Raw genomic sequence first — 13,193 nt, forward strand, 5'->3', positions numbered from 1 at the left:
CGCAGGCTGTACTTGAGTACGGCAAGGCGAAGCTGACGTGGTTTGAATTTGATTTTCGAAGAGTATAAGCACAAGAAAACTCAGACCGATCTGTCTGAGTTTTTTATGATCTTAAGTTTTCTAGATAACGCTGGGCTGTCTCTAGGTTAAAGGTTTTATCTGCGATGAGGCGCTCGACTAGGAGAGCTACCTCGGATTCACTAGCACCTGCTAGAAGAGCTAAGGATTTAGCCTGCAATTTCATGTGACCTTGCTGGATTCCTATGCTCACCAAGGCTTTGAGGGCCGCAAAATTTTGGGCAAGCCCGATAGATACGATAATCTGAGCTAATTCTTTGGCAGAAGGATTTCCCGGCAATTCATGACTGAGAGCTACACGAGGGTTAAGGCCGATAGAGCCACCCTTGGTCGCTACAGGCATGGGTAGTGTCATCTCACCAACTAATTCTTCTGTCTCCAAGTCTAGACGCCAAGAGCTGAGACCTTGATAGCACCCGTCTCGACTGGCAAAGGCATGGGCCCCAGCTTCGATGGCACGCCAGTCATTACCAGTGGCTATTAAAATAGCATCAATGCCGTTAAAAATACCTTTATTGTGGGTAGCTGCACGATAAGGATCAGCCTGCGCAAACTGACTAGCCAACGCAATTTTCTCCGCAATTTCTCGTCCTTGATCCTTTTGGCGGCTCAAGTAGCGAAAGGCGATGCGACAGCTTGCCGTCACCAAAGAATCCGTCGCGTAGTTTGATAAAATCCCCATGAGACTCTGTCCCTGACTGAGTTCTTCTAAGACTGGTTTCAAGGCTTCCAGCATGGTGTTGAGCATATTGGCACCCATGGCTTCCTGGGTATCGACATGAATATAAACAACGAGAAAGTCTGTTTCGCCTTTTATCTGCTCGACATGCAGATCACGCGCCCCACCTCCACGTTTGACGATAGAAGGATAAGATTGATTGGCAAGCTCCAAGAGCTCAGTCTTTTTGTTTGCAATCTTCTCTTGCGCTTGTTCAGGTTCAGCAACTTGATAAAGAGCTACCTGCCCAATCATCCGGCGCTCATGAACCTGAGCAGTAAAACCACCTGCACGCTTGATGATTTTACTGGCATAGCTGGCCGCAGCAACCACAGATGGTTCTTCTGTCACATAGGGAACGGTGTATTCCTGTCCATTGACAAGAACCTCTGGGACCAGCGAATAAGGCAGAGAAAAAGTTCCCACTACATTCTCACTCAGCTGGTCTGCCACAGTCACACTCATCTGTTCATCCTGCTCCAGACTGGTTTGTTTTTCAGGACTAAGGAGCGCCTGAGCTTTTAACAGCTCGAGGCGCTCATGGTATGATTTTTTAGAAAATCCATTCCAACTTATCTTCATTATTTTTCAACCTTGCTATAACGGCGTTGGTGGTCAACAATTTCAACCAAGGCAAAATCTTGATTTTCATAGCCAGCAAACTGGGCAGAATTTGTTTCATCTAAGTCTACTTCCTCAAAGAAGACTTTTTCATAGTCTGCAACGGATAGGGCAGTTCGTTGATTGAGCTTGTTCAAGCGCTCTTTATCCAAATAAGCTTCATATCCTTCAACCAATTCACCACTAAAGAACTCAGCCACAGCCCCACTTCCGTAACTATAAAGGGCAATTTTATCCCCAGCCTTCAAGCTATCTGTATTTTCCAAGAGAGACAAAAGTCCAAGGAAAAGCGAACCTGTGTAGATATTCCCCACCTTTTGACTGTAGAGAATAGACTGGTCAAAATGCTTTTGCAAGAGGTCTTTTTTCTCTTGAGGCAAGCTCTTATCCATAATTTTTTTTAAGCCTTTTAACGCTAATTTAGGATAAGGCAAGTGGAAGCAAACAGCTGCAAAATCATCCAAAGTAAGCTGGTAACGTTTTTGGTATTCAAGCCAAGTCGTTTTCAAACTATCTAGATATTGTTGGGTAGAATAGACACCATTTACATAAGGCGTTGTCGAGTAATTTGGACGCCAGAAATCCATGATGTCACGAGTCTGAGCCACATTGTCATTATTAAAGGCCATAATGCGTGGATTCTGTGTAATCAACATGGCCACACTTCCAGCACCCTGAGTGGGTTCTCCTGGAGTTTCAATACCATATTTGGCAATATCACTGGCAATGACCAAGACCTTGGACTCTGGAGAATTTTCCACATGCAGTTTTGCATAATGAAGGGCCGCTGTCGCTCCATAGCAAGCTTCTTTAATCTCGAAACTACGAGCAAAGGGCTGAATGCCCAGCAAACCATGCACAAAGACGGCCGCAGCCTTACTCTGGTCAATTCCTGACTCGGTAGCCACAATGACCATACCAATTTCTGCTCTTTCTTGCTCAGTTAAAATAGAGTCACTTGCACTGGCCGCCAAGGTCACGATGTCCTCAGTTAGGGGCGCAATACTCAATTCCTTGAGTAAGAGTCCTTTGCTTAATTTTTCAGGGTCAATTCCCCTCGCTTCTGCTAAGTCTTGTAATTTCAAGACATATTGACTGGTCGCAAAACCAATCTTATCAATACCGATTGTCATATTTACCTCTGTTTTATCATTCATGTAAAAAATCGTTCTATACTATTTTATCACAAATGGCAGTAAAAGAGAGAAAAAAGACTTGATTCACCAAATCAAGTCTCTTATTGGTCATAGTTTTAAAGAATGATTAGTTGCTATAGAGTTCACCAACATAAGTAGCTTTATAAGCCCCATTCTCAGTTATCAGTTCCTGGAGGATCAAATCTCCTGAGTAAGTCCTTCCCATCTCATCTACAAATTCTTGATAAAACTGACTGGTCGGAATTTCTCTGATATCCTTATCAAATGTCTTGTCAAGTGTTTTACTAACCTTCTCAGCAATCAACTGATGCTCTTGCAATCCACTTTGAAACTCTGAGCCTGAACTAGAAACCATGACTGGGGTAGCTAAAAGAAAAAGAGTTAAAAAAGATACATAAAAGAACATACGCTTCCTCTGCATTGGATGCACCTCTTTTCATTTAATGTATAGCTGTAACTAGTTGTCCAGAATAAGTTGCGTACCAGCCCCCATTATCAGTTCTAGTGGTTGATGTTAAAGTTAAAGTCCCTCTGTACCATTTCCCCTCCACATTTTCTTTATAATCAAACGTTGTGGGAATAGCAGAAGCCGTTCCATAATAGTGTCTTATAGTTTTATTACGCTTAATATAGAATACACTTCTAAAAGAGGTGTAGCCTTTATCAACCTCATTTGAACTAGATGATGCACTCACCGGACTGGCACTGACCAACAAAGTCAGTAGACTTACAGACAATAAGGAAAATAGTGATTTTTTCATGATTTTTCCTCCTTTCTATATATAGAATAGCACATATAGAAAGCGTTGTCAATTTATTTGTCTTATTTTTCAGAAAATTCTTTTGTTTCTGAAAACTCTACTATACTCAATGTGTTTTTATATAATGATACAGTCTGAGAATCACTGTTCCGCTAGCCATTCCAATGGAAATTACCAAAGCCAACATGACAACCAAGGTTGCACTAGCAATGGCATGACTGTAATCTCCCGTCACAAAAAAGGCAGTTGTCCGATAGGAGAGATAACCCGGAACCAGAGGTGCCAAAATGGCTAAGATAAAGACCACAGCAGGTGTCTTATAAAGAATACTTAAAATCTGGCTGACACAAGAACCGATAATGGCTGCAATAAAAGTAGCCACAATAACATTGGTCGGTTCCTTGAGCAAAAGATAAATTAGCCAGACAGCCATGCCCAAAATCCCACCAGGTAAGAGCATAGAGCGTTGAACATTGAGTACGATTAAAAAAGTGATAATTGCAAGAAGACTTGCTACTGCTTGTAATAAAAAGGTTGTTAGTGTCATATTAATTCATCAATACCAAGGCGACAGAAGTTCCCGCCCCTAAAGCAAGGGTAATGAGTAGAGATTCAAACATCTTACTCATACCAGAGTTTATGTGATTAGTCATAATATCACGAACCGCATTAGTCAAGGCAATACCTGGTACAAACGGCATGACCGCACCAGCTATAATCAAATCTGCCGTTGAAGGAAAACCTGTGTAGCGAGCCCAAAACTGGGCAATCATCCCAAAGACAAAGGCTCCAGCAAAGGCCGTCACAAAGGGAATTCGGATAAACTTTTCCACATAGAGGGAAAAGGCAAAACCAAATAAGGTCGCCACTCCTGCCCCAAGTGCGTCGTAGATGTTTCCACTAAACATAACTGAAAAGAAAGGGGCACTAAAGGTCGCAGCCAAAGTTACCTGCAACTTAGTATAAGGAAGCGGCTGGGCTTGCAAGGCCTTCAATTGCTTGAAGGCTGTCTCTAAATCAAGATTTCCTCCTACCAACTGACGAGAAATCTGGTTCACATCACAGACTTTTTCAATATTATAAGAAGATGAGGTCACGCGTTTCATTCGCGAAATATTGGTATTTTCAATGGAGAAAAAGATGGCAGCAGGCATGGCAAGAACATTGCAATCCATAATCCCCTGCGAATGCGCAATACGAATCATGGTATCTTCTACGCGATGAATCTCTGAACCACTTTTGAGGAGAATGGTTCCAGCTAACATAATCACATCAATAACGGCATTTAATTCTTTTGATTCTTCCATGCTTTCCTCCTTTTATCAACTTCCTCTATTCTATCACAAATCTGGAGTCAAAAAAAATCTTTGCCATGAAATCATGACAAAGATTCGTTTAATCACGAGAATTTTCGTGGTTGCCTTCACTACTTGATTGAGTAGTAGCAGGTGCATTCCCTCGTTGATTTCCTTGTTGGTTCCCCTGACTTGGTGTCGTAGTAGAACCTTGGTTTCCACGTTGGGATGGTGCTGATGATGACGTTGACGGTGGTGTTTTTGGTTTGTAGATTGAAATCTTGACACGCGTCTTAGTCAAATCAACCTTTTCACCCGCTTTTGGACTCTGTTCAACGACTGTACCCTCAGCAGTTCCATCAGGAGCTGTCGACACTTCTACAACTTCAATATTGGCTTCCTTAATCCCAACAATTTGAATAAGATTATTTTTAGTAAATTCAAGACTAGATCCTTTATAACTTGGCATAGAAACGCTGGTTACTTTCTTAGCAACGGTTAAGGTAATCGTTGAGGCCTTGCTCAAATCATAGGTTGTTCCAGCAGCTGGACTCTGTCTGAGAACAGTTCCTGCTTCGCTCTCACTTGATTCTTCTTCCTCAATCTTGATGAGATTTTCAGGAACCTTCTTCTGCTTGAGTTCTGCTATAACATCTGTCGATTTACGGCCGATATAGTTACTCAATTGGAAAGATTGCTTGCCTGATGAGACAACCAAATTGATTTTCGAACCTTCTTTTCGAGTCTTTCCAGCTTCAGGATCTGTACGGATAATCCGCCCTTCTTCCACCTTTTCACTAGCCTCTGATTTCTCCTCGCCAATCTCAAAATTGGCTTTCTTGAGCGTTTCCTTGGCCTCCGCAACTGTCTGACCTGCCACATCTGGAATGGCAATGGTTGCAGGAGTTCTGGATAGTATCCAAATAAGAGAAGCTGCCACCAATACAATGCTGGCCAACAAAATCATATAACGTACTCTAAATTTCCGTTTCTTAACAGGCTTGGTTGCGTAATTGTCTTCTGAAACCTGCTGACTCGGCTTCGCAGCCTGTGGCTTTGGACTTTGTGTTTGCACCTTAGGAATCGAAGTCAAGGTACTCTGAGATACTTTTGGTAAAGTCTTGGTGTCCGCCTTAGTAGTATCATTAAATACCAGTTTAGGCTCATTGCGACGATTGTAAGACAAGCTACTAGACAAGTCCACATACATCTCTGCAACTGACTGATAACGATCTGTCAATTTCTTGGCAGTTGCCTTGATAACAACATTCTCCAAAGCCTGAGGCACAGATGGATTTTCAGCTATAACCGATGGCAGTGGTTTCTGGAAATGCTGAAGGGCGATGGTCACCGCACTATCCCCGTCATAAGGGATATGGCCTGTCAGCATCTCATAGAAAATAATCCCCATGGCATAGATATCACTCTGTACAGTCGCCTTAGAACCACGCGCCTGCTCTGGTGACAAGTAATGAACCGAACCCAGCATAGAGTTAGTCTGAGTCAGACTCGTCTCTGCAAAGGCTACTGCAATCCCAAAGTCTGTGACCTTGGCAGTCCCATCTGGTGTCAAAAGGATATTTTGAGGTTTCAAGTCCCTATGGACAATTCCTCTAGTATGGGCCAAACGCATAGCCAAGAGAATTTGTCCCATGATACGGACTGCTTCTTCATTAGAAAGAGGATAGTGTTCCTTGATATAGCGTTTGAGGTCTAGTCCAGCAACATACTCCATTGCAAGATACTGTTGACCGTCTTCCTCACCAATATCTGTTATCCGAACGATATGAGGATGGTCTAGATCTGCCATAGCTCTCGCTTCACGCTGAAAACGAGCTACAGCTATCGGGTCCGTCTGGTAGTTGGTCCTCAGGACCTTCACTGCCACTTCTTCTCCGTCTAGAATTAAATCCTTGGCCAAATAGACATCTGCCATGCCTCCTCGGCCAATCTGTTTCACAATCCGATAGCGTCCGGCAAAAATCTTGCCGATTTGGATCATTCTGCATCCTCCTCGTTCATAGAAACAAGGGCAACCGTAATGTTGTCTAAACCTCCTGCATTGTTAGCAAAACGCACAAGCGTCGCTGTTTTATCTGCCAAAGGAATATCACTGGTTACAATATCACAAATCTCACTGCCTGAAATCATGTTAGTCAAACCATCACTATTGAGTAAGAGATAGTCTCCTGGCTCAAGGGTAATCATTCCAAAATCAGGTTGAACTTCATCTTTTTGACCGATTGACTGGGTAATAATATTTTTCTGTGGATGGCTAGCTGCTTCTTCTGGTGTCAATTGACCAGCCTTAAGCAATTCATTGACCAAAGAATGGTCGCTCGTCAACTGGTGGTACTCTTCTCCACGAATCAAACCGATACGAGAATCTCCAATATGAGCATAGATAGCCTGATTGCCAATAATAGCAACAGCTTCTAGAGTTGTTCCCATTCCTTTATAGGCATCATCTTGTCCAAGTTGATGAATCTTTTGATTTTCAATTTCTAGGTAATTGGCGAACCATTCACGCACTTCATTGACTGTATCGATCTGGGTGTCAACCCAAGCTATACCTAGGTCTGTTACCGCCATTTCACTAGCGATATTCCCTGCGCGATGACCTCCCATCCCATCAGCTAAAATAATCATAGTACGTCCAGCTCTATTGACATAGTGGTTGACATAGTCTTGGTTATTTGTTCGTTTCTGACCAACATCTGTTAATAATGAAATTTCCATGTGTCAGTTCCTTCCTAATCCGATATCTTGCGAAATTGACTGATGAAGAATCCATCACTTCCATACAATTCAGGGGTGATGAGGATACAGCCGTCTTTCATGATATCCTTACATTCATGTTCTAGTTTTACCTGCTCGAACTCAGAATGACTTTCTAAAAACGCCTCAACGACTTGAAAATTCTCCTCTGAGACAATAGTACAGGTACTATAAGTTATTATACCACCTTTGCGTAGTGTTTGACAAACACTACCTAATATTTCTAGCTGAATTTCCTGTAAGGACGCGAAATCTGCCGTTTCTTTATTGTATTTGATGTCTGGTTTTCGACGCAAAAGACCAATTCCTGAACAGGGAGCATCCACCAAAATCTTATCAAATGAATCCTGACCAAAAAACTCATGCACCTTTCTGGCATCTAATTTTTGCCTTTGAACCCGATCTGCAACTCCCAGACGTTGAGCATTTTCTTGGATCAAGTCCAACTTGTGATCGTAAAGGTCCAAAGCCGTAACCTGACCTGTCGTGAGATAAGAAGCTATATGGGCTGTTTTTCCACCTGGAGCCGCACAAGCATCTAGAACCTTCTCATCACCTTGTAAATCAAGAGTTGGCGCAACCAATTGACTGGACTCGTCTTGAATGGTAATGGCTCCATCCGAAAACAAATTATGCCCTGCAAAGTGTCCCTGTTCCTTAACCAGACCAGAGGGAGACAAGGATGAGTCACTAGCCTCCAACAAGGCTTGAATTTCCTCTTTTCGGCTTAAATCAGTCACACGAATACTGGCCTTGTTACGCACCAAGAGACTTTCAAAAATAGCTTGCGCTCGCTCCTCTCCGTATTCTTCCTTGAGTTTGGCAACTAGCCAAACCGGAAGGGAATAGGCAATGGAGTCACGCTTATTTTTTCGTTTGATGCTGGTGATATCTGGCCAGCCTTCACGCAAGATACGGCGAAGGACAGCGTTGACCAATTTTTCACTGCCTTTTTTACGGACTTTGGCTAATTCTACTGCTTCATTGACTACAGCATGATCTGGAATCTTGTTCAAATAGCGGAGCTGGTAGGCACTCATGAGAAGAAGGACATAAAGCCAACTGTCTAACTGGTCTCTGTCTTCGATAAAGTGGGATAGGTACCATTCCAGAGTCAGTTTACGGGCTACCGTTCCATAGACCAGCTCGGTTACCAAACCCTTGTCTGCTGCCGAAAGTTGACTTCCCTTGAGATGCTTATTTAAGGCAATATTTGAGTATGCTTGATTGATAAAGACATCTTCTAATACTGCTAGGGCTAAACTTCTAGCCGTTTCTACTTTAGTCACCAAATCGTTCTCCTACAGTCAATGTCCGTCCAACACCGTTGAGGAAGGAAGCAATATCCATCTTAGGTTTACCAGCTGGCTGCACTTGTTTGAGGGATAGAGCCCCTTCTGCCGTTGCGACAATCAATTCTTTCTTGCCGATAGAGAGAATCTCACCTGGATTTCCCTGACCTTCTACAGCTAGAGCTTCATAAATCTTAAAGCGGTCGCCCTTAAGGAAAGTATGGGCAACAGGCCACGGGTTCATCCCACGGATTTGGTTGAAAAGTTGACGATTGCTTTTATTCCAATCCAACTTTTCTTCCTCGGGTTTGATATTTGGCGAGAAAGTAACCTGACTTGTATCCTGCGGTTCAGGTTTGATATCACCAGCAATATAGGCAGGCAAAGTATCCAAAAGCAAATCACGACCAACTAGCGCCAATTTCTCAAACAAGGTGCCGACATTGTCCTCATCTGTGATAGGAATACTGCGACGAGAAATCATATCCCCCGCATCCATTTCCTTCACCATTTCCATAATGGTCACACCAGCCTCCTCATCCCCTTGAATCAAGGCATAATGGATAGGCGCACCACCACGATGTTTAGGAAGGAGGGAGGCGTGGACATTGACCGCAAAGGCCATGCTATCAAGGAGTTTACTTGGGAGAAACTGGCCAAAAGCAGCAGTCACAATTCCATCTGCTCCTAGATTCATAATCGCTTCCATTTCTGGACTTCCAGATAATTTTTCAGGTTGGTAAATTGGAAGACCTGCTTCCTTGGCAGCCTGCTTGACTGGGGTTTCTTGGATAACTTTTTTACGACCAACAGCGCGGTCCGGCTGTGTCACAACGGCTAGAATTTCGTAACGGTCATCTGTCAAAAGTCCTTTTAAGACTGTTGCTGAAAAGTCGGGTGTCCCCATAAAGATTAGTTTTGTCATATCTTCTCCTTCTTATAAAAATTGCTGTGGCTCATGGTCAATGCTGAGACGGAGATCACTATTTTCCCGTTCTTGAGTCAGGGCCAGAACCTGATTTAGAGTCGGCCCCAGCTCATCTTCTAAACGGTATTTAATCAAAATCTGGTAATGATAGAGGTTGTGGGTACGGGCGATGGGTTTGGGCGTTGGCCCAAGAATGTTACTGGTCTCTGACAAGCCTGACCGCAAAATGTTCATAACTTCATAGGCACGTTTGACAACCTCTTCTTCTTTCTTGTGAGAAAGGGTAATGCCAATCGTGAAATAGTAAGGTGGATAACCAAGTTGTCGTCTGATTCCCATTTCATAAGCGTAAAAGCCTTCGTAGTCCTGATCCTTGGCAAATCGAATAGCGTAGTGCTGAGGATTGTAAGACTGAATCAGGACCTGACCAGCTTTTTCAGCCCGACCTGCTCGACCTGCCACCTGAGTCAAGAGCTGGAAGGTTCTCTCAGAAGAACGGAAATCAGGCAGATTTAAGGCCGTATCCGCATTGAGAACTCCGACTAGTGTCACATTGGGAAAATCCAAACCTTTGGCAATCATCTGAGTACCAAGCAAAATATCTGCTTCTCCTCGTCCAAACTGGTCAAGTAGAGCTTGGTGACTGCCTTTCTTGCGAGTCGTATCCACATCCATCCGCAAAATGCGGGCCTGCGGAAAGAGTTCTGCCAGCTCGTCATAAGCCTTCTGAGTTCCCGTCCCATAGTAACGAATACTTCGACTCTTACAGTTAGGACAGACCTGAGGAATGTCCTTCGAAAAACCACAATAATGGCAGTTCATGGTCTTAGTATCCATGTGCAGAGTGAGAGAAATGTCACAGTTGGGACAAGTATCAACGGTCCCACACTCCCGACACATAACAAAGCTAGAATAACCACGACGATTGAGCATGAGAACCACCTGCTCTTTTTTAGCCAGACGGTCCTGAATAGCTTCTAACAAAGGTGGCGTAAAGTTTGACGTCTCATTATGCCCGATATAGTCTCGAAAGTCAATCACTTGAACCTCAGGGATCCTAGCTAAAGGATTAGCTCGTTGGGTTAGACGTAAATGTTGATAGACACCTTTGCCAGCGCGAGCACGGCTTTCCAGACTAGGAGTTGCTGAACCAAGTACCAATGCTGCTTGATTATACTGAGCCCGTAAAACAGCAACCTCTCTAGCATGGTAACGGGGATTGCTGTCTTGCTTGTAACTGGCTTCATGCTCCTCATCGATAATCATGACACCTAGATTTTTCAGCGGAGCAAAGATGGCTGATCTGGCTCCAACCACAACTTGAGCATCTCCTCGTTCCACTTTGCGCCATTCATCATACTTTTCACCATTGGACAAGCCTGAGTGAAGAATGGCCACTTTCTCACCAAAACGAGCAATAAAACGCTCCGTCATCTGTGGAGTCAAGGAAATCTCAGGCACCAGTAAAATGGCTGTTTTCCCCTTATCCAAAGCTCCTTGGATTATTTGTAAGTAAACCTCGGTCTTCCCACTTCCTGTAATCCCTTGAAGGAGGAAGGGAGACTGATGACTGCCAATCGCACTGACAACCGCATCACGCGCCTGCCTTTGCTCTGGATTCAACTCCAAAGGCTGACTTGCTTCAATTCCTTCAAAATAAGCAGCCGAGCGTTGGACTTCCTTTTGAACTATAGTAACAGCACCTTGTTCCACAAAGAAGTTGACTTGCTCCCGCGAGTAGGACTCTAGCAAACTAGCCAAGGAAGCACTCTCAGGATGAGACAGCAAATAGTCTCTCAATTCCAACTTTTTCTTAGCACGCGTAGAGATCTCAATTTTCTCTAACTGAGTAGCATCTACCTCATACCAAGACTGGGTCTTGACCTTCTTTTGATCAACTGCCTGATACTCCAGACCAAGCAGGCCTTTTCTAGTCAGTCGCATCATTTCAGCTTGCTTAGCTAAATCCAGAGAAGAAAAAGCAAGCGAATCTTCTGAACCAAACAAGCGCTCTCTGTCTTCCTGACTCAGACCTGCCAGAGGATAGAGAATCTTGTCATAGCTGGAGTTCAGAAATCCTGGTAACATAGCCTTGAGGATAGAGATTTTGTAGGAGAAGACAGATTTGCGTAACTCCTCAGCCAGCCAGAGTTGTTCTTGCGTGAGAACAGGAGAAAAATCCAGCACCTCCGCAATATCTTTTAAATCTTGATTAACCTCTTCTTCATCTGGTTGGGACTCCAAACCAAGAACAATCCCTTGAATCAGGCGATTGCCCTTACCAAAAGGTACATGGACCCGCATCCCAACTTCCAGCATTCCCTCGAATTCCTCCGGAATCCTATAACTATAGGGTTGATCCGTCTGCATCAAAGGCACATCCACGATAATTTTAGCTATAGCCATCTTCTCACCTCCTCCTTGTCAGTATATTCTTGCAATAGAAAAAATAAGATTGAGTCCCCCCAACCTTAAATTTTTTCACCATCTTCTTTTTCTTTAGCGATTTGCTCTTTGATTTTCTTTTCTTCTTCTTCTTTGCGACGTTTTTCTTCTTCGATACGGCGACGCACAGCTTCACGTTTTCCTTCTGGATCTGGGTGAATTGTTACATTTCCTGATTCGATTTCTTCTAAAGCGCGAAGAGTTGATTTTTCAGACTTGAAACCTTGAGTTGCTGGCGCACCTGCTTCCAATTCGTGGGCACGTTTTGCTTCCAAGATTACGAGTGAATATTTTGAAGGAACCTTGTCTAGCAAGGTATCAATAGAGGGTTTTAACATCATTTGCTTGTACCTATTTTCTAAATTTTATCGAGTAGTTGGAGACTTTGGTAACATCTCCTGATAGTGACCAATGACACGATCCACACGAAAGTGTTCTGCTTCGATCACACGTTTGACACGCTCAGCAGCTAGGGGCACCTGATCGTTGACAATCGCATAATCATACTCACGCATGAGAGCAATTTCTTCCTTGGCCTTTTCGATTCGTTGGGCAATCACTTCTGCACTGTCTGTTCCACGTCCTACCAAACGATCTTGCAATTCATCCAAATCTGGTGGTGTCAGGAAGATAAAGACAGCATCTGGAACCTTTTTCTTGACCTGAAGAGCGCCCTGAACCTCAATTTCAAGGAAAACATCGATTCCCTTGTCCAAGGTTTCATTGACATAGGTCAGAGGAGTGCCATAGTAGTTGCCGACGTATTCTGCGTATTCCAACATCTGTCCTTGACGAATCAGCTCTTCAAACTCTTCGCGAGTACGGAAGAAATAGTCAACACCGTCCACTTCTCCAGGACGTTGTGCGCGTGTCGTCATCGATACAGAGTATTGAAATTGGTTTTCAGAATTCTCAAAAATCTCTCTTCTAACCGTTCCTTTTCCAACTCCTGAAGGACCAGAAAAAACGATTAGTAAGCCTCGGTCTGCCATTGTGTCTCCTTTTAGTCAGTCTGTGAAATAACATTTCTCTAGAATAATGGCAAAAAGCCAGATTATCCTTTACAGTCTTTCTATCTAGTGTAACAAAAAAGCAGTAATTTTTCAACTGCTCTTTCTTA

Annotated in this window: 13 protein-coding genes; all 13 read right to left on the reverse strand. The window is 43.5% G+C overall.

Annotated features, from left to right (window positions below; translation table 11 throughout):
• Positions 1 to 103: 103 nt before the first annotated feature.
• The 13 genes from ADI58_RS06470 to gmk all read right to left on the reverse strand — a co-directional run bounded on the left by ADI58_RS06470 (position 104) and on the right by gmk (position 13,065).
• Positions 104 to 1,378 carry a hydroxymethylglutaryl-CoA reductase, degradative gene (locus ADI58_RS06470; protein ID WP_049521916.1) on the reverse strand — a complete coding sequence of 425 codons (1,275 nt, stop codon included), beginning with the start codon at positions 1,376 to 1,378 and terminating at the stop codon, positions 104 to 106.
• Complete coding sequence (locus tag ADI58_RS06475; protein ID WP_049521917.1) at positions 1,378 to 2,550, reverse strand: hydroxymethylglutaryl-CoA synthase; 1,173 nt, start codon at positions 2,548 to 2,550, stop codon at positions 1,378 to 1,380. The genes ADI58_RS06470 and ADI58_RS06475 overlap by 1 nt, the downstream gene beginning before the upstream one ends.
• Positions 2,551 to 2,680: 130 nt before the next feature.
• Positions 2,681 to 2,929: a hypothetical protein gene (locus tag ADI58_RS06480; protein ID WP_049521934.1), complete on the reverse strand. Its 249-nt coding sequence runs from the start codon at positions 2,927 to 2,929 to the stop codon at positions 2,681 to 2,683.
• An 85-nt stretch (positions 2,930 to 3,014) separates the two neighbouring features.
• Positions 3,015 to 3,335, reverse strand: coding sequence for a hypothetical protein (locus ADI58_RS06485; protein ID WP_049521918.1), 321 nt, complete (start codon positions 3,333 to 3,335; stop codon positions 3,015 to 3,017).
• A gap of 106 nt (positions 3,336 to 3,441) precedes the next feature.
• A complete protein-coding gene (locus ADI58_RS06490; protein ID WP_000176930.1) occupies positions 3,442 to 3,882 on the reverse strand; it encodes a threonine/serine exporter family protein in 441 nt (146 codons plus the stop codon).
• A 1-nt stretch (position 3,883) separates the two neighbouring features.
• Complete coding sequence (locus ADI58_RS06495) at positions 3,884 to 4,642, reverse strand: threonine/serine exporter family protein (RefSeq protein ID WP_049521919.1); 759 nt, start codon at positions 4,640 to 4,642, stop codon at positions 3,884 to 3,886.
• An 88-nt stretch (positions 4,643 to 4,730) separates the two neighbouring features.
• Positions 4,731 to 6,632, reverse strand: coding sequence for a Stk1 family PASTA domain-containing Ser/Thr kinase (gene pknB, locus ADI58_RS06500; protein ID WP_049521920.1), 1,902 nt, complete (start codon positions 6,630 to 6,632; stop codon positions 4,731 to 4,733).
• The gene (locus ADI58_RS06505; RefSeq protein ID WP_000406242.1) at positions 6,629 to 7,369 is read right to left on the reverse strand and encodes a Stp1/IreP family PP2C-type Ser/Thr phosphatase; all 741 of its coding nucleotides are present in this window, start codon (positions 7,367 to 7,369) and stop codon (positions 6,629 to 6,631) included. The genes pknB and ADI58_RS06505 overlap by 4 nt, the downstream gene beginning before the upstream one ends.
• 14 nt (positions 7,370 to 7,383) lie before the next feature.
• Positions 7,384 to 8,697, reverse strand: coding sequence for a 16S rRNA (cytosine(967)-C(5))-methyltransferase RsmB (gene rsmB, locus ADI58_RS06510; RefSeq protein WP_049521935.1), 1,314 nt, complete (start codon positions 8,695 to 8,697; stop codon positions 7,384 to 7,386).
• Complete coding sequence (gene fmt, locus ADI58_RS06515) at positions 8,690 to 9,625, reverse strand: methionyl-tRNA formyltransferase (protein ID WP_049521921.1); 936 nt, start codon at positions 9,623 to 9,625, stop codon at positions 8,690 to 8,692. The genes rsmB and fmt overlap by 8 nt, the downstream gene beginning before the upstream one ends.
• A gap of 12 nt (positions 9,626 to 9,637) precedes the next feature.
• Entirely contained in the window at positions 9,638 to 12,034 is a 2,397-nt protein-coding gene (locus tag ADI58_RS06520; protein ID WP_049521922.1) for a primosomal protein N', read from the reverse strand.
• A 65-nt stretch (positions 12,035 to 12,099) separates the two neighbouring features.
• Positions 12,100 to 12,414 carry a DNA-directed RNA polymerase subunit omega gene (gene rpoZ, locus ADI58_RS06525; RefSeq protein WP_000979235.1) on the reverse strand — a complete coding sequence of 105 codons (315 nt, stop codon included), beginning with the start codon at positions 12,412 to 12,414 and terminating at the stop codon, positions 12,100 to 12,102.
• A gap of 24 nt (positions 12,415 to 12,438) precedes the next feature.
• On the reverse strand, positions 12,439 to 13,065 hold the full coding sequence (gene gmk / locus ADI58_RS06530) for a guanylate kinase (RefSeq protein ID WP_049521923.1): 627 nt from the start codon (positions 13,063 to 13,065) through the stop codon (positions 12,439 to 12,441).
• Between the last annotated feature and the right edge of the window lie 128 nt (positions 13,066 to 13,193).

Source organism: Streptococcus mitis, from assembly GCF_001074635.1.
In the GTDB taxonomy this organism is placed as follows: Bacteria; Bacillota; Bacilli; order Lactobacillales; family Streptococcaceae; genus Streptococcus; species Streptococcus mitis_E.